Genomic DNA, 21,596 nt, shown 5'->3' with positions numbered 1-21,596 from the left:
ATGAAACAGTTAATCTTACTTTGCTTACTTATATTCGCGTTACCTACTTTCGCAGAAGAGATTGAAGTCGGTAATAAACTTTACTTATACCTACCAGGCGAAGCTGAATTTAGCGAACCGTTTGAAGTTGATAAAGAAGGGGCTATTACCTTACCAGAGCTAGGTCGTTTTAAAGTAGCAGGCTTACAGCTAGATGATGTGCAAAACCAACTACGCATAGCATTAAGTGAAATGTATGTGGCGATGGATGACTTTTATGTCGAAATTCATTCACGAGATATTTTTATCAATGTAATGGGCTATGTGAACGACCCATCACAAGTGAGTATCCCTAAAGATGGCAACATTCAAATGGTAATCGCCCGTGCTGGCGGCTTAAAACCAGGCGCTCAATTAGACCGTTTACAAATTCGCCGTGGCACCGAGATGATTGAGTTTAACTATAAAGCCTACTTAGACTCTGGCAACATTGATTTATTACCTGTATTACAAAGTGCTGACACGGTATTTGTACCAGTGTCTCCGCTACTAGGTAACGTACAAATTGATTTTGATGCACAAACCTTAAGTGCATCAGGTGATGCGAGTGATAACAGTGCCATTACTTTACTTGGCGAGGTGCACAATCCTGGTAGCTTTTCATTTAAAGAAAACATGAGTGTACTCGATGCGCTAATGCGTGCTGAGGGTGTAACCCGCTATGCAGATGTAACCAAAATTCGCGTTATCGTAGATAAAACCCCAGTCGTGTTCGATTTAAAAGCGTATTTAGATAAACCTAATAACGACACTATGCCAGAGCTAAAAGCGGGTTCTACTATTTATGTGCCAATCATGGTTGATGATGTAAATACCACTTCAAGAACAGTTTATATCATGGGCGAAGTACAAAAGCCGGGCGCTTATGAGGCAGGCGAAAGCACCAGCTTTTTGGATATTTTGGCTAATGCAGGTGGCCCGACCCGTTTTGCTGAAACTCGCCAGATTAAAATCTTAACCCCTGCGGGTGAAAGTATTTTATTTGACCTACAAGGTTACAGCGAAGGTTTAGTAACAGTAAAAGTGCCAAGCCTAAACCCAGGGGATGTCATTTTTGTCCCAGAGAAAACAGATCAAAACGAAAAAAGCTGGTTAAAAGTACCACCAAAACGTGCCATCAAAATTATCGGTGCAATTTTATCTCCCGGTCGTTATGAGTGGAGCCCTGAAATGGATTTTACTGATTTACTTGCCCATGCTGGCGGTCCAACTAAAGGTGCCAATATTAATGATATTAAAATTGTTAGAAACGGTGAGGTGACTAAACGTTTCGATTTAGAGCAATACACCATAAATGATTCGGGTAAGTATGCACTACCAAGTTTAATTGCCGGCGATACCATTATTGTTGAAGAGTTACCAGTTGACCCTGCAGACAATAAGTCTCAATGGATCCGTCAAGAATCAAGCAAGTCTATTTACATTATGGGGCAGGTGGGCTCACCAGGTCGCTATGCATTTAATACTAATATGCACTTTATCGACATTTTAGCCGCTGCTGATGGCCCTACAGATAACGCTGACTTACGCAATATTCGTATTACTCATCGTAACGGCAATGCTGCAAGAGTCAGTAAATTAAACCTTGCATTGTATTTTGAAACCGGTGATGAAACCTTATTTCCACACGTTTTACCGGGCGATACCATCTATATCCCAGAAAAAGATAAAGACTGGTTACGTACGCCAAAAGAGCAAGTAGTTCGCATCATGGGCGCAGTTGAAAAGCCTGGTCGTTATAGCTTTGATGACACTATGACCGTACTTGATGTACTTGCAGAAGCGGGCGGCCCATCAAGCTCAGCGCTTATCGACAAAATCGTGGTGGTAAATCATTCATGCTGTAAAGAGCAGTCTCGTGTATTTGATTTAGAAGAGTTCGTTAAAAACCCTAACTCAGCGTATATCCCTGTGTTACGTGCTGGCGATACCTTATATGTGCCAGACAAAGGTCAGGATTTAATGAGCCAGTTTAAATCAAACTTCTTAGACTTTATTACTGTTGTTGCTTTAGTGGTGGGCTTATGAAACTAATACCAGCACAATATCAAGAACTTGAAGCCGTGTGTAACGAAATAGATAACAGTAAAGCTCGTTGTATCTGCTTTATTTCGTTAACCGGCAACGAAGGCTCTACATCACTTTGTGCTAGTGTTGCAAAACGCTTAAGTTTGCAAGCCGCCAAAGTGCTGATTATCGATTTAAATCCGTTAAATCCATTTAAGTTCGAAAAGCCAGAAACACCGGAGTCTTGGTGCTTCAGTGATATTTCATGTCAGTTGAATATTATCAATACTGAGCAAGTAGATTTGCTCACCATGCAGCACCTTAAAGAGCTCGAATCGGTCAAAAATAAAAGTGTACTAAATGATGCTATTGAGCGCATAAAGCAAGAGTACGACTATATTTTTTTAGATATGAGCCCTGCTCTTAAATGCAATCGTGGCAATGTACCACTGCATGCTCTGAGTTTGTGTACTGATCTCACATTTTTAACGGTATCTCTTGGTTATAACGACGAAGAAGCTTTATGTCACGGTATGGCAAATCTAGAACACGCAGGCGTTAATAACGTAAAAGTTGTTGTCGCTCAGCATCAGTTTGCTCCATTGGGTAGCCGCATCGTGAAAACGCTCAAAGCGTTTCAACCAAAATGGCCTAAACTCACAGAGTACTTGTTAAACAAAGTTATTAAACAGCGCTGGTTGTTTTTACCTTATTGAGAACCTGTATGGACTGCTTATATCAAAGATCATTTAGTTTAGACTGGCCTACAGTCAGTGAGATTCGCCATATTTTAAAACATGTTTTGACGGCGATCAGTGTTAAAAATCAAGATATAGATGCAGCAGGGTTAGTAGCAACCGAATACCTAACTAATCTGTTACGCCATAGCCAAGAAACGTCAATGCATGTGCAGTTTGCTATGCATAAACTGCCCGATAAACAGCTGCTAATAGAATTTAAAGACAGCATGCCAAGCTATGATTTATTTAATCAACAAGCATCAGGGTGGCAATTAGACAGTGGTGAATTAGTTGAAGGGGGTATGGGGGTTGCGCTCATCAAGCATTACTTTCCAAACGCTTGTTATAAAACTGTTGGCCAACAGAATACATTCTCTTTTTGTTTAACCAATATCGATAAACGACCCACGCTTATCTACATAGACGATGATAAAGCACAACTTGCTTTACTGAATGCTTATTTATCTGAGCATTTTCAGGTTATTTGCTGTGAAGACAGTGAATCGGGTTGGCAAGAAATTCTCACCTCTGGGGCAACAATTTTATTGCTTGATCATAAACTTAAAAATGGCACAAGTGAGCCTTTACTTAAAAAGCTTAATCAATCTAACCTAAAAACTAATTTATCTGTGGTTATGCTGACAGGTGATGACAGTGAAGAACTTATAAAACGTATAAACCTGTTAGGTGTTGATGATTATTTAGTAAAACCCGTTAGCAAAACTCGGTTATTACAAAGTATCGAGCGCATTGTGCATCGTTTTTCTGCATTAAAGTATTTAATTAACGAAGAGCGTATGCAAACAAGGCAAAAAATAGGGGAGTTTAATGCCTATAATTTTGGCTCAATTATCAGCCAAAATGGAGGAGATTTTTGTATGTACCCCCACCAGCAGCAAGCGCCCGTGATCATTGGCGATATGATGGGGCACGGTATAACAGCACTAAAAGAAAGTTTTGCCATAAAGGGCTTTTTAAGTGGCTGTTTAGCGACAGAAATCCCAATACAAAACGTTTTAACAACCTTAAACCAAGCCCTGTATGAACAGCGGTTATGTAAAAATAGTCTAGTCACTTTACTAATAAGTTTTATTGAAAATAACACACTTCACTGGTTTAATGCAGGCCACCCAGCCCCCTGTGTGATAACCAAAAATGGCAAATTCATCCAGCTAAGCGGCACTGATCCCTTACTAGGCCTTAGTGATGATCATGTTTATCAACATTATAGTTATGACTTAAATGACGTTGAACACATTTTATTATTCACCGATGGTTGGCTTGATAATCAGCAATTAAGCGATGTAGACCAAATTATTACTAAATTAACTGACGAAAATGTGCAAAGTGAAGAGTTTGCTTATGCACTTTGGCAGGCAAGCCAGGTTGAGTTAACTGCTGAAATAGACGATGCCTCGTTAATTGTGATCAATAAACACTAAAGTTTGAGTTTACAAACCGGTCAAATACGCACTAAGCTACTAATAAGGAACTGTTAAATAATCACTTTATCTCAGCATAAAACGATAATAAAGGAAGTCAGTAATGCCACCTAAAATACTCATTGTTGAAGATACAGAATCGCTAGCGCTGATGTACCAATCATATTTGATCCCAACCGGGGTCGAAACACGCATTGCCTACAATGGTGAACAAGCCGTAGTTGCTCTGCAGGAGTTTGAGCCTGATTTAGTGATTTTAGATGTTATGCTGCCAGATATGAACGGGCTAGATATTTTATCATCTTTAGACTCGGATACAGCACCACAAGTGATTGTTTTAACAGGGCATGCTACAAAAGAAATGGCAATCAAAGCCATTAAACTCGGTGCCAGTGACTTTCTAGAAAAACCAATCGAAGCCGATCGTTTTCGCATTACAGTAAACAACGCATTAAAACTTAAAGATTTAAAACAAACAGTCAAAAGTTATCAAACAACTTACGAGAACGGTAAATACTATGATTTGATTGGTAGCTCATCAGAAATGCAATCTGTTTACCAAATCATAAAATCAGCGTCAGCAAGTAAAGCAACCGTGTTTATTACCGGTGAAAGTGGTACAGGTAAAGAGCTGTGCGCCCGTGCGGTACATTTAGCCTCACCTCGTGCTAATAAACCTTTTGTAGCGCTTAACTGTGCAGCTATCCCTAAGGATTTAATTGAGAGTGAAATATTCGGTCACTTAAAGGGAGCATTTACCGGTGCGATAGCCAACCGGGAAGGGGCCGCAGGACAAGCCGATGGCGGTACTTTGTTTTTAGATGAACTATGTGAAATGGACATAAATTTACAAAGTAAGCTACTGCGCTTTATTCAAACCGGTTGTTATCAGCAAGTAGGTAGCGAAAAAGAAGTTAAAGTTGATGTCCGCTTTGTTTGTGCCACCAATCGAGACCCATTATTAGAAGTGCAAGAAGGCCGTTTTCGTGAAGACCTATATTACCGCTTACATGTTATCCCTATTGCATTACCCCCATTAAATCAGCGTGGTAAAGATGTAATAGAAATTGCTGATGCGTTATTTAAAAAGATCAGTAAAGAAGAAGGACGAGCATACAAAGGCATGTCAGAAGGGGTTAAAAACTTGTTTTTAAGCTATGCCTGGCCTGGTAATGTTCGCCAATTAGAAAATACTATTCGTAACATTCTCGTTTTGCATGATGAAGACTATATAGAAGCGAGTATGATCCCAGCCTTACCAAATGCACAAGGCCAAACACATACAGCCACAGCTGCTATTTCCACTGTTAATTCAGAAAGCATGGAAACAAAGAGCCTTGTAACACCGACAACAGAATCTGCTCCTGTAATGAGCGAAGTAGTAACAGCATTTTCTCAAGCTGATATTGAACCGCTTTGGTTAGTAGAAAAACGTTATATTGAGCAAGCCATTGATGCTTGTGATAACAATATTCCTAAAGCTGCAGCTCTTTTGGATGTGAGTCCATCTACGATTTATCGTAAAATTAAAAGCTGGGAAGAGATGCAAGTAAGCTAGAGCTATAGACTCTATCTAGCTGCTTAAATTGCTGCTCTCCAGAAAAACGTTGTTGAACAAGTTTTTGTGCATTGCCTTGCATGTAACTTCTTTGATCAACGCTCAACATAAGTACGTTGTTCAGCTGTTTATGCAAAGCGTCGCTTGTACTTTCAGTCATCATTAACCCATTTGATAGGTGCTTTATTATCTGTGGTAACTGACCAACAGGCGATGCAATAACGAGTACCCCGTGTGCCATAGCTTCTAATGCCACCATAGGTAGACCTTCAGCCCGAGAGCAGATCACCAATACATCAAGTTGTTGCCATATTTTTCGTTGGTCACACTGGCCATGATAACTCACCGCTGACATATCAAGCTCATTGACCATAGGGCCATCACCAAACATATGAAATTTTAAGTTAGGTGTGTTGAATCGTTTGGCTGTTTCAATAAAAATGTCAGGGCCTTTTTCATGGGATAAACGACCAACAAATCCAACGTTTAATTGATCATTATTTTTTAGACCTAAAACTTTAGTATGCTCATTTACTGGAATAAAATTTTCAAGTAATTCAGCATTGTAAAGCTCTTCGGTGAGTTTGCTAGAAACAGCAAAGTTAAGTGAAAAGTAACTTAGCAGTTTGTCGAGCTTATTGTAAAAATAAACCTTCCCCGTGCCTGCTTCACCGGCATGATAGGTTGAAATACAAGGGCGGTTTTGCCAGCGACACACTAACTTGCCCATGATACTTGCCTTGTACCCATGGGTGTGGATTAACGCTGAGCGAGGAAACATTTTTAGTATTTCGTTCAAGCTTTTTAAATTTCCGCCAGCAAAACCGAAAGTGATATTTGCATTTTCTAAGCGCTTATATAATTCACGGTTATTATGATCTTGATAAAATAGTACCGAGCTCATAATATTATATCGTTCTAACAGCTTACTCATGGCAATCAAATGGCTTTCGATGCCACCAATTAAGCTTGAATCTACGAATAAAATAACACTGTATTTCATATTCACTCCAAGGTGAGACCATGATAGATACTGCGACCTATACGCAATTACAACAGGATGTTGGTGACGACCTAGCAAAACAACTTTTGCAGGTATATATCACTGAGTCCCGCCAAATCGTTGCTGATCTTGCTGACGCAACGAAACAGTCTGAAATCGAAATAAATGCCCACAGTTTAAAAAGCAGTAGCCGTAGTTACGGGGCATTAGCCGTAGGCGGCCTTGCAGAACAAATTGAGCAAAAAGCGAAGGCATCACAATTTGACGATGAACTACAAAGCTTAATAGCCTTACTGCAAGACCAATTTGCACAAACGCTAACTCACGCGCAAAGTTTGATTGCTACTGACTAGTTCCTCAGCTTCTAGGCTTAACGGCATTTTTAATATTTCGCCAAATACATTACTTAGCTGCTCAATGTCGTGCTGCTGGTTTGGCGATTTAACAACATCGTCAAAGTGAGACACAATTTCACTAAGCGCATCTAAAGAGATACTCATGTCACAAAACCGGTAACCAAGCATGCCTTCGAGCCAATCAACCGGTTGCATATCGAGCGATTTAATTACGCTGGCTTCTTTGGCAATATTTTCGATAAACAATCGGCATGCTGATGTTTGTTGCACCGCTTTAGCTATGTCTTCAACTAACATGGCAGGCATTACACTGGTAATTAAACTTCCAGGGCCAATTATTAGCATATCGGCGTTTTCAATAGCTTTAACCACACCAGGAGCAGCATTCACATCTTGTGATAGCGTTAAATAGTCTGGGAGCTCTTCTTGTGAATCAATATCGCATTCACCAAATACTTTGATGCCTGATGACATAACCGCTAGTAAATCAGTCGGTTCGTCTGACATGGGTAGAATCGTTTCTGAATTACCCAACATAGCATTGAACCATGCAACCGCTTGAGTTGCTGAGTTAGTTTGTTGGGTTAAGCTTAATAAGGCTAAATTACCTAGGCTGTGGCCATTGAGTTCACCACCATCAAAACGGTGGTGAAAAACTTGATGGATTAATGAGTCACTATCAGCTAATTGCAAACAACAACGTCTAATATCACCAAGGGCAACTACATCTTGGCTTTTACGTAATTTACCTGTGCTTCCGCCGTTGTCTGTGGTTGCAACGATAGCTGTCAGTTCGGCGCAGTGAGGTCTAATTGCACTTAACATATGGGATAAACCGTGTCCGCCGCCTATGCATACTATTTTCATAACAGTCACCTTGGTTAAACTTGATTAATATTTAGTTAGCATGGCCCGTACCAAGTGTTCGGATTTATATAACACAATGAAATTTAATAAATTATTTTTGTGTTTTTATGGCTAAACTGAGAACTGTTTTCTATATTTGCAATATGCGATGCAATATTAACTAGGAATGGCAATGGCAGAGTTAAACTTAGAGCAATTACAACTTGAGCTAACGGCATTTCATGGCATAAATGATAGCCGTGCATTAAAAGCTCAACTTGAAAAAGTGCTTCTGCCATATTTTTCGTTTAAAGAGTTTTGCTTAATAAATTTCGAAGATTCAAAAGCATCTCTTGAAATGCGTACTATTAAGTACATTGAATTTGACGAAACAATATTAAAGTCAAAGTTACAACAAGCGCAGTCACAGTGGTTATTTAATGAAGATAACTCACTGTTTTATAGTAATGAGTTCGTAAATAACCTAATTTTTCATGTTGATATCTCTGAACACACAACGCAGTGCTTGGTCTTTTTCGATATAAAAGAGCAGGCTAGTTTTAATGATAAATCACAAACCGCAATCAAAATCTTATTACAGCAAGTAGCGGTTCAATTAGCTGCGCAAACAAGGCTTAACCGGCAAAAGTTTCACTCAACCTCTTTACTAACAAGACTTGGAGAGTTATCAGAACTATTCAGAGACTTCGCCAGCGAATGGTTTTGGCGTACTAATAAAGATGAGCACTTTATTAATGTTTTAACTACCGCCAGCCATAGTAACTTATACAAACGCCATTTTTTACATAAAAATTTTGATGCCATTATCACTGAGCAAGAACAAAATCAGTTAAAAAAATGGTCACACTTTAAACACTTGCTGGCAGATCATGCTGAGTTTTTAGATTTTGAATTTGAAGTTAATTCGTCGCCTCCGGCCTGGGTCTCTTTGAGTGGTAAGCCACAATTTGATTCAAGCGGGAAATTTCGCGGCTATTTAGGCATCGCAAAAGATATCACGGTTAACAAAGAGCGTGAGCAAGCACTACAATTAGCAAAAGAAAAAGCAGAAGAAGCAAACCAAGCAAAGTCACAGTTTTTAACTGTGATGTCCCATGAGATCAGAACTCCTATGAACGCCATTGTCGGCATGTTGGAGTTGTTAGCCGATTCAGAACTTAATGACAAACAAACTCGTTGGCTTGATTACGCAAACTCAAGCGCTGACTTATTGCTTGATTTGATCAGTGATGTACTGGATTTTTCAAAAATTGAAAGTGGCTCGATGGAGCTTGATGTCAAAGCGACAGATATAAATGCGCTGGTTAAAAATATTACTGCACAGTTTCAAGAAACCACTCAAGGCTCTAATGTCTTGTTTACCACAGAGATAAGCGATGGCTTACCCAACAAAATTAATATTGATGGGGTCCGGGTCGGGCAAATTCTGTTTAATATTTTAGATAATGCCTTCAAGTTTACCAAAGTAGGCACAGTTAATTTTAACGCTGACTTCAATGATACCCATTTGTTATTTGAGATAGCAGATACTGGGCAGGGGATCTCTCAATCTCAAATAGCCACCATTTATGATGCCTTTAAACAGCATGACTATGGTGTTAATCGACAAGTAGAAGGGATTGGCCTTGGGCTTAGCATTACCAAAAGCCTTGTTGATTTAATGAAAGGCGAGATTAGAGTAGCTAGTGCAATCAATATAGGCACTAAGTTTACTATTTATATTCCATATTCTGTTGTTGCCGATGATCAGCAATCAATAGAGCATGAGCAAACTCTTGAACCAATGGCTATTCTTGTTACAGAAGATAACAAAACCAACCAAGTGCTAATCAAAACCTTTTTAGAAAAGCTCAATCACCACGTTACCCTTGCAGATAATGGCCAACAAGCGATCGATAAGGTACAACAGCAACACTTTGATTTAGTTCTTATGGATATGATGATGCCAGTGATGGATGGTATTACCGCAACTAAATACATGCGTGAAGAATTAAAAATGACTTTACCCATTGTTGCCTTAACTGCTAATGCATCACATCAAGATAAAGCCACTTGCCTTGAGGCTGGTATGAACAAAGTGCTGACCAAACCAATTCGATTTCATGATCTAAACCGCGCACTGCGCATTTTGTTTAGCCAATAAAGAAGCCCCAACATCATGGGGCTTCATTATTTTACAACACCATTGCCGCAACCCAGCCAGCAACAAGTAGCGGAATATTAAAATGGATGAAAGTGGGCACCACTGAATCCCAAATATGGTCGTGTTGACCATCTGCATTTAGACCGGATGTTGGGCCAAGTGTTGAGTCAGAAGCAGGGGAGCCTGCATCACCTAGTGCTCCAGCAGTACCAACCAGTGCAGCTGTAGCCATTACCGAAAAATTTAGTTCCATGCATAATGGTACAAATAGAGTCGCGATAATTGGCACCGTCGAAAACGAGCTACCTATGCCCATGGTTATTAGTAATCCAACGAGTAAAATCAATGCAGCCGCAAGAGGTTTGTTACCTTCAATGATACCTGCTGCAGAGCTAACTAATGAGGCTACATCACCCGTTGCTTTCATAACTGAAGCAAAGCCCTGTGCAGAAATCATAATAAAGCCAATCATCGCCATCATAGCGATGCCTTTACTAAAAACATCACCATTTTGTTCAAGTTTTACAACACCAAACAAGGTAAATATGGCCACACCAACAAGACCACCAAGGATCATTGAATCACTGATATTTTGTGCGACTAAAGAGCAAAGTACGGCTGTTATGCCCACAACTAATACCTTTTTAGGTTGTTCTATCACAACTTCATTTTGTTGTTCTGTTAAAGTATGCGAGTCGTAACTACGGCGTTTTCGATAGCTAATAAACACCGCAACGAATAAGCCAAACAACATTCCAATTGCTGGAATTATCATTGCCATCGGAACTTGAGTATTAACAATCGCTAAGCCATTTTCAGTGAGGTTTTTGTGGAGTATCGAGTATAAGTAAATGCCACCAAAACCATAAGGTAGCACCATATAAGAGGTAGCTAAGCCGAAGGTTAAAATACACGCAATGGCACGTCTATCAAGGCGCAACTTGTTAAAAACAACCAGCAGGGGTGGTATTAGAATGGGGATAAATGCAATATGAACGGGTATCAAATTTTGTGATGAAATTGCGCATAGTAAAATGATACTTAATATAAGATAACTAAGTGTAGTTTCGCCTTTATGGCTGTTTTCGTTTACTTGCTTTAGTAACTTAGACGCTAAAATGCGTGTTAAACCCGACTTCGAGATTGCGACAGCAAACGCACCTAACATCGCATAGCTAAGCGCTATTTCAGCGCCACCCGATAAACCATCATTAAATGCATTAACGGTTTCAGATAAACCTAGGCCTGCGGTCAAACCCGCAACAATAGCGCTTACTGTCATCGCTACAATGACATTAATTCGACAAAGTGTCAGGATCAGCATCAACATAACGCCGACAATTACTGCATTCATATTGTTCTCTATTTGGCTGTTTTGAGAGAGTTTAACAGAACTCGCACGCGGTTTTTGCGGTTTTGGTTATATGAATGCTGTTGATAACGTACTTCGATGATTATTTGCTCAAACTCGCTTAGGTATGCCTCTGAGCTAGGCTTTTGCTGTTTAATTAAAGCAATATTTTGTAGTGGCGTGTTAGTGTCTAGAGGCTCTATACCTTGCTTTTTTGCCCACTGATAAAGCTTAGTGATGTCATCAACCAACGGTTCACTACTTCGAATAGGGCGTTTGTTATATAAGAAATAACCAGTAAAGCTCAGTAATAACGTACCTAATACAATTAATGGTGTTAGCCATGCAGACTTATTACCAAACAGTGAATCAAACAAACTTTGCTGAGATTCTTGGTCAAACGTAAGCACCCAGTTAGTCCATTTATAGTCGAGCTCTTCAAGGTGAATTCGCAGCCAGTTTATTGCTTTAAAATGACTCCAACGTTTTAGACCAAAGTTAAGATTGTCGTTAAAGCTTTCGTTTAAATCTCCCAGTTGTGATAACGAACCGTTTAAACGTTCAGGAGCAACAACAGCGGTAGCATCAAAAATATGCCATTTTTCATCAAAGAACACTTCAACCCATGCATGGGCATCATATTGGTAAATGTTAAGTGTAGCGGCTTTAGTTTGTTCTCCACCTAAATAACCTGACACAACACGGGCAGGGTAACCGGCAACACGAAACATAAATGCAGCGGTGCTCGCATAGTGCCCACAAAAGCCACGTTTGGTATCAAATACAAACTGGTCTAGCGTATTATCACCATACATTGGTGTAGGCGTTAATGTGTAAGCAAACTGCTGCTGATTAAAGTAATCAAGTAGCGCGTTAAAGTAACTTTGAGCATTATTATGCGTAGCTGCAAGCTTTTTTGCGAGTGACATCGTTTGTGGATTGGTTGTTTTAGGTAAGCGAGTGTATAAGCGTTTTTCAAAGTTATTTAGGCTCAGCATAGCCTCACTACTGGTTACCGCGTATTTAATGTTTTTGTTTAAGTTACCTTTGCGTTTTAACAAACCATTGTAGGTTGAGTGCACATCTGAATTAGCACTTTGTGCAAAGCCAAGTGCAAATAGCCAATTTGAAGATGAAGGCTCTGCAATAATCTGATAATTTACGCTATTACTTTGAGTAACTGTACGGCGAATTTGGTTAAATTGTTGAGATTTCAAAATGTCCGATATTAACCATTCACTGCCATTAAACTCATCATGAATAAGGCTGCGCCAGTAATAGGGGGCCTGTAAGGCTTGCCCAGGCTGTTGTTCTACCCGAAAAACCAAGTCATCTGACTCAGCTAATTTCGCAATAGAAAAGGGGTTAACTTGCTCTGATAAACCCGTTTTCGCAAGCTTTGGCCCCGGTAATTGCCAAAACGCCGGTATTTTCGGTAAAAACAAAATCAAAAATGCCGCTATGGGTAAAGCTAGTAGTATGGTTTTAAAACTTTGTTTATTAGCGGCCTTAAAGCTTTGTGGGCTAGTTAAATAGCCAAGCACCGCAAAGTTCACAATATAAAGCACACTGACCACCAAGGTTTCAAACAATCCTTGATGGAATAAATACACCGTTGAAAGGTTAAAAAACACCAGTAAACAAACGGTTTGATACTGTTTGACGGTTTTCGCTTGGAGCAATTTAAAGCTACTAGCAAGTAGCATCATCGATACAAATAGCTTTACTGTATCGCCCACGCCAACCAGAACAAATAAGGCAACTAAGCAAATTGCTGCCAACATATTCGCGACCAATCCATTTAGTTTTTTATAAAATTTACCTAAAAACAGGTTTAAAAAACTGAGGCCAGCCAATATGGCTAGAAATGGAGTAGTTACTTCAGTAAACAAAAAACCACTAATAACAATAAACAGAAGTGATAAAACGGTATTAATAAGCGGCGTATTCATGCTTAAAACTCCGCTAAAGCTTTCAGGCAAGTTTCTTGATGACTTCGCCCTAAACCTTTTGTGATATGTTTATTGGGTAAAGTTAACGAAAAAGCGATTTGTTGATCGGTTAACTGGTTTACTAAAAAACATAATTGGCTTAATCGATGCTCGTTATTTCCTGTTAAATTATTGTAATTAAGAGCTAATTCCTGTGATGCATCACTGGTAAACTCTTTCGTTAATAGCTGCTGAGTTTTAGCGTAGTGTTTCCACGACACCTTATTAAGTGCAGTGCCTTGCACAAAAGAAGTGAGTTGATAAAAGTCATCATTACCGGCTTTGATTTGTGCATTATCGCCATCATGTTCGTCATTGTCATGAAGTTGTGTATCAAGCTTTTCTGTGGGTATTGGCTTTGGATAAACATAAACTGTATCTATGGGCTCTATGTAGCTCCAAACCGACACTAAGCCAAAAGGGAAATGACTAATGATTTTTATTCTATCAAAGCCATAAGCACCACGTTCGCTACATTTAAGTGCTATTTCAACCGAGTTTTTCTCGTTGCTTTGTAGTGAAACGGCTTCAGATTCGATGTTATTATTGATTAGTTTTACTAATTCGCAGCGTGATTTTGCTTGTAGTTCAAAGCGTGCTAAGGGCGCTTTGGGTGCATAATCTTCTTTCACTGAGAGATATTTAACCAATAAACCTCTGACATTTTTATAGCCAGTTAGTATCGCAAATACCATAACAACAACCATTAAATAAGCCATCGCTAATATAAGGTTATTTTGATAGTTAATACCCATCACAAAGTTAAGTAGGGCAATTATTAGAAACTGCCCACCAAGTTTAGAAGGAAGCACATAAATAGTTTTATGTTGGAGTTCAATTTCGTTTTTTTTATGTTTGTTTTTTAATAACTTATTAAAAACTAATTGACGAAATTGTTTAACAAAAGCAGGGCGCTTTAACATGTTTACAAGCTTACAGGCACATGTTTAAGTGCATAACCACTGTCGCCAGAATTTAACCCCAATCGGTGATCAGTCACGCTAGGAAAAACCGCTTGTACATCTTCAGGCAAAACAAAATCACGACCTTCGATATACGCCCATGACTTTGCAGCACGAGCAAGTGCAATACTTGCTCTTGGTGATAATGGGTTTACAAAATGACTATCTTGGCGAGTAAAAGCGACTAGTTCGAGTATGTAGTCAACAACCGTATGACTTATTGTTACAGTATTAATTTCTTTTTGAATAACAGCGAGTTGTTCTGAGTTAATGCGAACAGGTAAATCATCATAGTTACGGTTGTTTAGACCTAAAATAAGGTTTTTCTCGGCTTGTTTATCAGGAAAACCTAAACTGATACGCATGAAAAATCGGTCTAATTGTGACTCTGGTAACGGATAAGTTCCAGATTGGTGCACTGGGTTTTGAGTTGCAATAACAAAAAATGGTGATGGTAGGGCGTGTTTAACCGAATCCACCGTCACTTGTTTTTCTTCCATTGCCTCTAAAAGCGCACTTTGTGTTTTAGGACCAGCACGATTAATTTCATCACCTAAAACAACTTGGCTAAATACAGGACCTTGATGAAAAGAAAAACTATGTTCTTTAGCATCAAAAATGTTTGTACCAAGAATATCAGAAGGTAATAAATCACTTGTGAATTGAATACGTTGATACGACAATCCAAGAACTGCTGCAAGTGCATGAGATAAAGTGGTTTTTCCCATACCAGGCAAATCCTCAATGAGCAAATGACCTTCACTGAACAAGCATGCTAAAGCAAGTTTAATTTGTTGTTGTTTACCAAAAATGACCGTAGACAGATCATCAATTATGAGTTGGATTGTCGAATTCATAAACTGCTTAATTTGTTATGGTTTCCATCAATTCTAGACGTTTCATAACAGAGTCGACTTTTTTTGAGTTAAAAGGTTTAGCAATAAAACCTCGGGCGCCTAATTCCCAAGTGTTTTGAACATTCTCAAGACTGTTATGACCTGAACACATAACAACGTGAGTATGGGGATGTCGGTCATTCAAATATTCAAGAATTTCCTCACCGTCAGTGTTAGGTAGCTCAATATCAAGAAAGATAACGTTTGGTGACTTTTCTTCAATTAGAGTTTTGGCTGATTCAAAATCTCGACTTTCTAAAATATCGTCAAAACCAAGACCAGTTAAAATTTGATTTAGATAGTCGCGAATATCTTGCATATCGTCGATTATCAGAATAGGTTCTAACGGTTTCACAAATTCCATATCGTTTACATCTTATCGTTACATCTTAAGTTGATAGTTTTAATATATGTCATGCGATAAGTAAGCTCAAGAAACTCAGACTAATAAAATAGATAATATGACAAAACATCATCATTATGTCCGATACCGTCTAGTATTGGACTTAGCGCATATAGAGAATAGGTACCACGATATACCATTGAGTTACTTCCTATAATTTATATTATGTTAAATAGCGTATTTGCCTTTATAAGCAGGTTCATTAGTCGTTAGATTTTAAGGTTTTTCAGCCCCTTTTTGGTTATCGTAGGTTTTCTCTAATTTATAGCTTTCTATGCACTTCTCATTATTACTTTGTAAATTTTCAAACTGACTTACTTCATTCCAATAAAACTACAACTTGGTTTTGTCCTAACCTAGATTTGATATGTGTTACTTTTACGGCTCCCCAAAAATATAAAAACAATTTTTCACTGTCTGTAACCGTTATGGCTTTAAACTGTTCGTATAACGAAAGTCATGTAGATGCCCTGCAAGTTCAAATTGGATAGCTGTACGATTTGGTTTAAGTAAGTTAGACGCTGAATATCATTGGTAATGACTAAATCAAAATGAGTGTTCAACTGCTCTGTAAGAATTTGCTACTTCTGAATATAAAAATGATTTATTAATTTTAGACTTTCAAAAATTCCCAGTTACATTAATACGTAGCCAACTACGTACCAGCCAATTGGCCAAAACGCTAACAAACTATATGTGATTAGATTTGCATTCCTAACTTTAGTCTTAATGTCATTTTTATTGAGTCCGGTATCTGCAAGCATTTTCTTTGAAACTAAAAATTCAGACCACCATGATACAAAATAAAAAGGAATAAGTAGGAATAACCCCGCAAATAAAATCATCCAATGTAAGTCAGATTCATAAGGGATTAACCAAGGTGCTTGCCACGTTACTGCTAACATTTTACCGACAAATGTATCCACGCCATACGCTGCGCCACCGCCCGTCAGCATTTGTATTAAAACAAGAATCCCCCAAGTTAAAGGAACCCCAACAATTGTAGATACTAAGTTTGAAACAAATGCCGTTTTTACCGATAGTGCTTTAGTTAAACTTAAGCTATTTCGAAGGTATATTGCTTCAATAGCAATTATTGGTAACAAAGAAATCGAATACACAGGCACTGCCAGCATAATCATAGGGAGTCCTGCGTTTGCTGAAGCACCAAAAGAGATAATAACGAGGGGTAATAAAAAAAGAAAAATTATGAATTTATTCAAAACTATCCTTAGCGTACTGTTTTTCCTTATACTTAACTGTCAATTTAACTTAATGTTATTTCCAAATCAAAGTCTACTCAAAGTATCTGTTTGTGCACTTAATTTAAGCTAGAAATTGGGTTTAGCTTCATAAGCGTTACTCAGTCTTACGAACTTTAAATGTGTCTTAGATAGCAATATTTATCCTGTAGTTTAGTTATATCTTCACCATGTTTTCAATTACGCGCTTTATCTAAGTAATATCTGTTTTCACTTTGGCAACGGTGGTGATCGTGCAACTAATTTACACAACAATGAAAAGTTAGTTTATTGAGTTTACCTCGACGGTAATGCCCTACTCCTTGTACCCCTTGCTAACAGAGCAGAAAACCTGGTTGAAATTATGTATCGCGGCTATATGCCACCTACTGGCCCGTGGTCGGAATGTAGAATTTCTAGGGAGGATAATCTATTACTTACACCTTGGGGAAATGTAAAACCATCAGATGTACAACTAGTTCATCGTTACAAATGGTCTGCTAAGAAATCTGAACAGATGTATCAAAGCCTTAAAAAGCAAACATCCAGCCATGATAAATATTTATTTGAATTACAGGATAAATTGCTAGATATTATTGGTGACTTATCAAGAGAAACAGGAAGTTAAAAAAGGTTCATTATGTCAAAAGAAATATTAGATTTAGTCGATACGTCAATAAAAATAGGTTTAGGTGCTGTAATCTCAGGGATCACAACATATTTTATTACAAGGATTAATTATAAAAACTCTCTTTCAAAAGAACAAAGAGATCATAGTCGATTACTTTCAAAAGAGCGTAGGGATTTTAAAGCTCGTATTGCAGAACAATCGCTTGAAAGTATTGACCCTTTCCTTACTAATTTAAGTGACTATATATCATTAGTGGATGGATTGTTAAGGTCAGGCAAACCTCAAAACTATGAAAAAATAACTTCTGTAGTTAAAGCTATTGATGATTTAGATGAAGCTCTAATTGCCTCAAGGAGTAATTATGACCTTTGTCTATCAAAGCTCAATCTTATTGGGTTTTATAATACAACTGAAAAATTGAAGTTGTTTCTTAAGATGGAAAACGAAATTAGAGACTCCGTAATATTTCAAAGAAAATTACCTGATAGAACCTTGTTAGACGAATATGGCTCAGGCTTTGTTGAATTAAAAAATGAGTTTTTGAGTTCACTTAACACAGAGTTTGAAAAGTTATTTGAAGAAAATAATTATAATTAAACCTTTATTATACGAAAATGTCTTAACACTTTGTGAGATATCATTTTAAACAAAGGGCTTATGCCCTTTTCATATGTAGAAAAGTAAAAAGCTAAGTCCACTCATATGTTATTTAAGCAATAAATGTTCAAAATATCCTTTTGATATGTATATCTTCTATGTAATATTTTATCTAATGACAATATTTAGGCGGATATATATGGCTAATGACTTAGAAAAAAAATTATTCTGTGGAATTGTAATGCCAATTTCTCCAACCGATGGTTGCAGTGAGAAGCATTGGGAAGAGGTTTTATTAATAATCAAAGATTCCATATCCGATGCTGGGTTTGATTCAGCTTTAGTTAGTGAATCTGATGATTCAGGCGTGATTCAGAAAAGAATTGTCCAAAATTTATATGATAACCCAATTGTTGTTTGTGATGTGAGTGCTAAAAACCCCAATGTAATGTTTGAGTTGGGTATGAGGTTAGCCTTTGATAAACCGACAATTATTATAAAAGATGATATTACTCCTTATTCTTTTGATACTTCTGCAATAGAACATTTAGAATATCCAAGAGATCTAAGATTCTCTAAGATTGTTGATTTTAAGAAAAAACTTAAAGAAAAAGTTAAATCAACTTATGAAAAATCACAGGATGATAAAAACTATACAACCTTTTTGAAGCATTTCGGTGAATTCAAGGTAGCTAAAATTGAGTCAAAAGAAGTTTCAAGCGATACATACATTCTTGAGGAATTGAAGCTTCTTAGACAAGAGTTTTTGAAGCAAACCAATAAGAGAGCAGATTTTAATAAAGATCAATTTCTTAAAAATGATAGAAATTCTTTAGTATTGAACTATTTATTTCCGAATGAGGATTCAGCCAAAAATCTTACGACTGCAACAATGAAGTATGACTTTATTAAAGGTTACAACATCAATAAATCGAAAGATAATCTTATAGAGTTAACCTTTTTAGTTGATGTAGGTTATGCATTTTCAGCTGATAGAAATGAGTTTGATGCATTAATTTTGAAGTTTGGAGGAGTTCAAGGTAAATAAAGTACTTTTTTCATAAAACCTTGAAAATTTAACTTCAAAAGCAAGTTTTTATTCCCTTTAATCATTAAGTCAAATTGTCATGCACTTTTTAGTTAAGCTCTTTATATAAAAGAGCTTTTACCGTTACTGATTAACTCTGTAATATAAATTATAAGCAAAGCCTTAGTAGTACAACCATAAGAAACTAGTGCTAAAACTCTTTCACCTTCCTCAATTAAACGCCCTAGCAACACCTAGCCCAATTTCATGTAGTACCACAAAACCCGCGCCGTAGAAAGTGGCCCAAACTGGGATAATGATGAAATCAAGGGTTGAAGTGGATGATGAAACGGCGACTTCTTGGTAATTTGTAATCCAAGGGTAAAAGCCAAAGCAGTAAAGAATAACAATTGGGGCTGCAAAGAGTATTAATCGCAGTTTTCGCTGTTTAAAAAATGGCATAAATGACATACCTTGCATAAGCAATAACGGCACGAACACGTAAATCACCAAAGTAAAATCATTGAGCGTCATGCCTAAACCTATGGTTACCATCAGCATGAATAAAGCAGTAAAAATGCGGTAAGTGGCTGTAAAATTCATAGTCATTCCTTGTCATGTACCTACAACCACCCTAGCACGCTTATTTATAAATGACTATTTTATAAACCAATTTGCCTAGTGCAGCCGATGCTTTCTACAAAGTATTTATCATGGCTTACGAGTATAAACCCGCCTTTAAAGCCCTGTAATGACTTAGCTAAGAGCTGTTTTGATTCTAGGTCGAGATGGTTATCGGGCTCATCGAGTAACAAAAATGCGGTGTTTTCAATATTACTGACGATACACATGGCGAGCTTAATTTTTTCACCACCACTTAAAAATGCGGCGTGTTTAAAAACCGCGTCTTTTCTAAAGCCAATACTGGCAAGTAGAGTTCGTGCTGTGCTTTCATCTAGGTTTTTGCAGTAAGTCATCACGTTTTCAAGCAGGGTTAGCTCATTGTGTATTAATGTAAAATGTTGGTCTAAGTAATAGAGTGCTTGATTGCAATGTAACTGCCCTGCTTTTACTGGTATATCGTGGTTCAGAGTTTTAAGTAAGGTTGATTTACCAGTGCCATTAGCACCCGCTAAATAAATTTTATCATCACTGAATACCTGAAAATTAAGTGGCTTTTGTACTCCGTGTGCTAATACAACATCCTGAAGGCTGAGTACCTTATGATGCTTAGCTTCATTTGATTGCGCTAAGTAAAATTGCTGCGCTTGAACATGTTCAAGCTGGCTAGAAAGCTCATGTTTATTCCTAGTCAGCATACCCTCTCGCTTAGCGGCGTTTTTACTTTGTGATGATAAATTAGCGCTAGCTTTATCTTTTTTCGCATCCATTAACACTTTAGGTTGACTACCAGACTTTCTAAGTGCTGCGCCCTGAGCTGCTCGCTTAAGTGTTTTTTGCTGTTGTAATTGCTCTGCTGTTTTGAGTATTGTTTGCTGTTTAACAACGTGGTTTAATTTGTTTGCAAGCGCAGCAACTTGCTTCTTCTTTTGACTTTGGTATTGTGAAAAACACGTACCATATTGTGTTAAACCAAGGGTTGTTAGTTCCCATATTTCATGGGCTTGTTCTAATAATTCTTGGTCGTGACTAATCAGTAATATTTGTCCTTTAAATTTGTTAATTTGCTCTATAAGCCAGCGCTTACCGTGTGCATCTAGGTGGTTTGAAGGTTCATCGAGTATTAAAATATCGTGATTAAAGAAGTTAAATAGCGCCCAGAGCTTTAATTGACTAAACTGGCCGCCACTTAAATATTTGCTTGCTTTACTGTCACTCAAAATTTCAGTATCAGTGCTTTTAACACCTAGCCTCAAAAGCTCTGCCTTAAAGCGCTCTGGTAAGTCCCAATTGTCTTCTAGCAAAGTTAAATTTTGTTCTGTAACTTGCCCTTGGTTTATCGCTTCAAGGGCATTAAACATAGACTCTAAGCCAATAGCCTCTGCAATTGTTAGATTATCAGCCTGATTTACATCGTCTATTTGCTCATAAAAGCCAAGGGTTGAATTACAAACAACCGTGCCAGAGCTTGGCTTTTTTTGCTTAGCAAGTATTGACGCTAATATAGATTTACCGCAGCCGTTCCTGCCAACTAACGCAGTAACTTTTGCAGTGAGAGAAAATGAAAGGTCGTTAAATACAACATCGCCATTGCCATGTTGATAACATAAATTGAAAGCTTGAAGTTGTGGCATAGTGCCTCCTGTAGTACAGGGGCAGTGATACCAATCCACAATAATACTTAATCATTTTGAGGGATAAAACCTGCCGCCACCTTCGTT

Annotated in this window: 19 protein-coding genes; 9 read left to right on the top strand and 10 right to left on the bottom strand. The window is 37.9% G+C overall.

Annotation, left to right across the window (positions count from 1 at the left end; translation table 11 throughout):
- From QUE86_RS15905 to QUE86_RS15890, 4 genes are all read left to right on the top strand, one after another.
- The gene (locus QUE86_RS15905) at positions 1 to 2,067 is read left to right on the top strand and encodes an SLBB domain-containing protein (RefSeq protein ID WP_239977083.1); all 2,067 of its coding nucleotides are present in this window, start codon (positions 1 to 3) and stop codon (positions 2,065 to 2,067) included.
- Entirely contained in the window at positions 2,064 to 2,762 is a 699-nt protein-coding gene (locus QUE86_RS15900; protein WP_167657658.1) for a cellulose synthase operon protein YhjQ/BcsQ, read from the top strand. The genes QUE86_RS15905 and QUE86_RS15900 overlap by 4 nt, the downstream gene beginning before the upstream one ends.
- Positions 2,763 to 2,770: 8 nt before the next feature.
- Positions 2,771 to 4,228: a SpoIIE family protein phosphatase gene (locus tag QUE86_RS15895; protein WP_286258395.1), complete on the top strand. Its 1,458-nt coding sequence runs from the start codon at positions 2,771 to 2,773 to the stop codon at positions 4,226 to 4,228.
- 103 nt (positions 4,229 to 4,331) lie between these two features.
- The gene (locus tag QUE86_RS15890) at positions 4,332 to 5,786 is read left to right on the top strand and encodes a sigma-54-dependent transcriptional regulator (RefSeq protein ID WP_286258393.1); all 1,455 of its coding nucleotides are present in this window, start codon (positions 4,332 to 4,334) and stop codon (positions 5,784 to 5,786) included.
- On the opposite strand, the gene QUE86_RS15885 is transcribed toward QUE86_RS15890, so the two are convergent.
- Complete coding sequence (locus QUE86_RS15885) at positions 5,755 to 6,789, bottom strand: glycosyltransferase family 4 protein (protein ID WP_286258390.1); 1,035 nt, start codon at positions 6,787 to 6,789, stop codon at positions 5,755 to 5,757. The genes QUE86_RS15890 and QUE86_RS15885 overlap by 32 nt on opposite strands.
- Positions 6,790 to 6,809: 20 nt before the next feature.
- On the opposite strand from QUE86_RS15885, the gene QUE86_RS15880 reads away from it, so the two are divergent.
- The gene (locus QUE86_RS15880; RefSeq protein WP_054561483.1) at positions 6,810 to 7,142 is read left to right on the top strand and encodes an Hpt domain-containing protein; all 333 of its coding nucleotides are present in this window, start codon (positions 6,810 to 6,812) and stop codon (positions 7,140 to 7,142) included.
- Here QUE86_RS15880 and QUE86_RS15875 read toward each other — a convergent pair.
- A complete protein-coding gene (locus tag QUE86_RS15875) occupies positions 7,107 to 8,012 on the bottom strand; it encodes a gluconeogenesis factor YvcK family protein (protein WP_167657662.1) in 906 nt (301 codons plus the stop codon). The genes QUE86_RS15880 and QUE86_RS15875 overlap by 36 nt on opposite strands.
- Positions 8,013 to 8,184: 172 nt before the next feature.
- Between QUE86_RS15875 and QUE86_RS15870 the strand changes: the two genes are divergently transcribed.
- Complete coding sequence (locus QUE86_RS15870) at positions 8,185 to 10,155, top strand: response regulator (RefSeq protein WP_286258383.1); 1,971 nt, start codon at positions 8,185 to 8,187, stop codon at positions 10,153 to 10,155.
- Between the two features lie 31 nt (positions 10,156 to 10,186).
- Here the strand turns inward: QUE86_RS15870 and QUE86_RS15865 are convergent, their stop codons facing one another.
- From QUE86_RS15865 to QUE86_RS15840, 6 genes are all read right to left on the bottom strand, one after another.
- Complete coding sequence (locus QUE86_RS15865) at positions 10,187 to 11,509, bottom strand: Na+/H+ antiporter family protein (RefSeq protein ID WP_286258381.1); 1,323 nt, start codon at positions 11,507 to 11,509, stop codon at positions 10,187 to 10,189.
- Between the two features lie 8 nt (positions 11,510 to 11,517).
- On the bottom strand, positions 11,518 to 13,458 hold the full coding sequence (locus QUE86_RS15860) for a transglutaminase TgpA family protein (RefSeq protein ID WP_286258379.1): 1,941 nt from the start codon (positions 13,456 to 13,458) through the stop codon (positions 11,518 to 11,520).
- Between the two features lie 2 nt (positions 13,459 to 13,460).
- Positions 13,461 to 14,420, bottom strand: a complete 960-nt coding sequence (locus QUE86_RS15855; protein WP_286258377.1) for a DUF58 domain-containing protein — start codon at positions 14,418 to 14,420, stop codon at positions 13,461 to 13,463.
- Positions 14,421 to 14,422: 2 nt separating this feature from the next.
- On the bottom strand, positions 14,423 to 15,316 hold the full coding sequence (locus QUE86_RS15850) for an AAA family ATPase (protein WP_239977074.1): 894 nt from the start codon (positions 15,314 to 15,316) through the stop codon (positions 14,423 to 14,425).
- Between the two features lie 7 nt (positions 15,317 to 15,323).
- The gene (locus QUE86_RS15845; RefSeq protein ID WP_130051501.1) at positions 15,324 to 15,719 is read right to left on the bottom strand and encodes a response regulator; all 396 of its coding nucleotides are present in this window, start codon (positions 15,717 to 15,719) and stop codon (positions 15,324 to 15,326) included.
- 674 nt (positions 15,720 to 16,393) lie between these two features.
- Positions 16,394 to 16,900 (bottom strand): hypothetical protein, encoded by a 507-nt coding sequence (locus QUE86_RS15840; protein ID WP_286258373.1) that lies wholly within the window; start codon positions 16,898 to 16,900, stop codon positions 16,394 to 16,396.
- Positions 16,901 to 17,363: 463 nt separating this feature from the next.
- Between QUE86_RS15840 and QUE86_RS15835 the strand changes: the two genes are divergently transcribed.
- From QUE86_RS15835 to QUE86_RS15825, 3 genes are all read left to right on the top strand, one after another.
- Positions 17,364 to 17,627, top strand: a complete 264-nt coding sequence (locus tag QUE86_RS15835; protein ID WP_286258372.1) for a hypothetical protein — start codon at positions 17,364 to 17,366, stop codon at positions 17,625 to 17,627.
- A 12-nt stretch (positions 17,628 to 17,639) separates the two neighbouring features.
- Positions 17,640 to 18,227: a hypothetical protein gene (locus tag QUE86_RS15830; RefSeq protein ID WP_286258370.1), complete on the top strand. Its 588-nt coding sequence runs from the start codon at positions 17,640 to 17,642 to the stop codon at positions 18,225 to 18,227.
- A gap of 199 nt (positions 18,228 to 18,426) precedes the next feature.
- Complete coding sequence (locus QUE86_RS15825; RefSeq protein ID WP_286258369.1) at positions 18,427 to 19,275, top strand: hypothetical protein; 849 nt, start codon at positions 18,427 to 18,429, stop codon at positions 19,273 to 19,275.
- A gap of 210 nt (positions 19,276 to 19,485) precedes the next feature.
- Here the strand turns inward: QUE86_RS15825 and QUE86_RS15820 are convergent, their stop codons facing one another.
- Together QUE86_RS15820 and QUE86_RS15815 are read right to left on the bottom strand one after the other, a co-directional pair.
- Entirely contained in the window at positions 19,486 to 19,857 is a 372-nt protein-coding gene (locus QUE86_RS15820; protein WP_286258367.1) for a hypothetical protein, read from the bottom strand.
- Positions 19,858 to 19,916: 59 nt separating this feature from the next.
- A complete protein-coding gene (locus tag QUE86_RS15815; RefSeq protein WP_286258365.1) occupies positions 19,917 to 21,509 on the bottom strand; it encodes an ATP-binding cassette domain-containing protein in 1,593 nt (530 codons plus the stop codon).
- Positions 21,510 to 21,596 lie beyond the last annotated feature (87 nt).

The sequence above is a fragment of the Pseudoalteromonas apostichopi genome (assembly GCF_030297135.1).
Taxonomy (GTDB): domain Bacteria; phylum Pseudomonadota; class Gammaproteobacteria; order Enterobacterales; family Alteromonadaceae; genus Pseudoalteromonas; species Pseudoalteromonas apostichopi.
Note: the sequence above shows the minus strand (reverse complement) of the source record. Positions and strands in the feature narration are given on the sequence as shown.